Genomic DNA, 1,235 nt, shown 5'->3' with positions numbered 1-1,235 from the left:
GACACGCTGGCACAGCCGCCGCCCGATGCCGCCCGCCGTGCCACCGCCCGCCGCGGCACCGCCCTGCACCGGCTGTTCGAGGTGCTGCCCGATCTGGCGATTGCCGTTCGGGAGCGGGTGGCGCTCGACTGGTGCGCGCTGAACGTCCCCGATCTCGACAGCACCGAGATGGTGGCAACGGTGCTGGCCGTGCTGGACGATCCCGCCTTTGCCCCGGTGTTTGCGGCCGGCGCGCTGACCGAGGCGCCGGTGGCTGCCGTGGTCGGCGAGGCGGTGGTGGCCGGCAGCATCGACCGGCTGCTGGTGACCGATGAAGACGTGCTGGCGGTCGACTTCAAGACTGGCAGCCGGGTGCCGGCCAGCGTCGACGAGGTGCCGCCAGCGCACAGTGTCCAGATGGCGGCCTATGCCGCTGCGCTGGCGCAGGTGTTCCCCGGCCGGCGAGTGCGTGCGGCGCTGCTCTACACCGCCGGGCCGCGGCTGATCGAGCTGCCTGCCCATGTGCTCGGCGCATGGCAGCCCGGCTCCAGCTTGCAGGCGGGCGGGACAGCGCTTATCTCTCCGGCGTGACCCCCCGAATTGGAGTGTGCGCCATGACCAAGGCCGTGACCGATGCCAGCTTCCATGCCGATGTGATCAGTGCCGAAAAGCCGGTGCTGGTCGATTTCTGGGCCGAATGGTGCGGCCCCTGCCGCATGATCGCCCCGGCGCTGGAAGAACTGGATGCCGAACTCGACAGCGTCAATATCGTCAAGGTGAACATCGACGAGAACCCGGACGCGCCGGGCCGCTATGGCGTGATGTCGATCCCCACCATGATTCTGTTCAAGGGCGGCCAGCCGGTGGCCTCCATGGTCGGCGCCCGGCCCAAGGGTGACCTGAAGGCGTGGCTGGAAGGCGCTCTGGCGTAAAGCCGACGCGCTGGCTCAGGCCGGCATCACCACCTGCCCCAGTCGCGGGAAGTGGACGTGCAGCGTCACGCCGTCCACCTCGCGCGCGATGGTGATGCCGCTGGAATCGCAGCGCAGCAGGCGGCCGATGCTGGGCGCGTCCTTGGTGCCCTCCTGTGACACCGCCGCCATCGCGCCCGCGACATAGGGTGCGTCCACCCCGCCGCTGACGGGCGCTGGTGTGGAGCCGCGCGCCTGTGCCAGCGCATCATCGCCTGTCACCTCGCGCCGCCTGCCGTGCCCGAACGCGGCCATGCGCCCGAACCAGCCAGCCACCCCTGGCAT

The 1,235-nt window shown here is 70.4% G+C and carries 3 protein-coding genes; 2 read left to right on the top strand and 1 reads right to left on the bottom strand.

Annotated elements, in window-relative coordinates; genetic code table 11:
- Positions 1-570, top strand: a 570-nt coding sequence (locus tag GJV64_RS14630) for a PD-(D/E)XK nuclease family protein (protein ID WP_205599661.1), incomplete at its 5' end; no start/stop codon positions are given.
- Positions 571-593: 23 nt separating this feature from the next.
- Positions 594-911 (top strand): thioredoxin, encoded by a 318-nt coding sequence (gene trxA, locus GJV64_RS14625; protein WP_164158216.1) that lies wholly within the window; start codon positions 594-596, stop codon positions 909-911.
- Positions 912-926: 15 nt separating this feature from the next.
- Here the strand turns inward: trxA and GJV64_RS14620 are convergent.
- Positions 927-1,235 (bottom strand): hypothetical protein (locus tag GJV64_RS14620; protein WP_205599660.1); only part of this gene is annotated, 309 nt, incomplete at its 5' end.

Source organism: Sandarakinorhabdus rubra (assembly GCF_010994245.1).
In the GTDB taxonomy this organism is placed as follows: Bacteria; Pseudomonadota; Alphaproteobacteria; order Sphingomonadales; family Sphingomonadaceae; genus Sandarakinorhabdus; species Sandarakinorhabdus rubra.
This window is presented reverse-complemented; position numbering and strand designations above follow the sequence as displayed.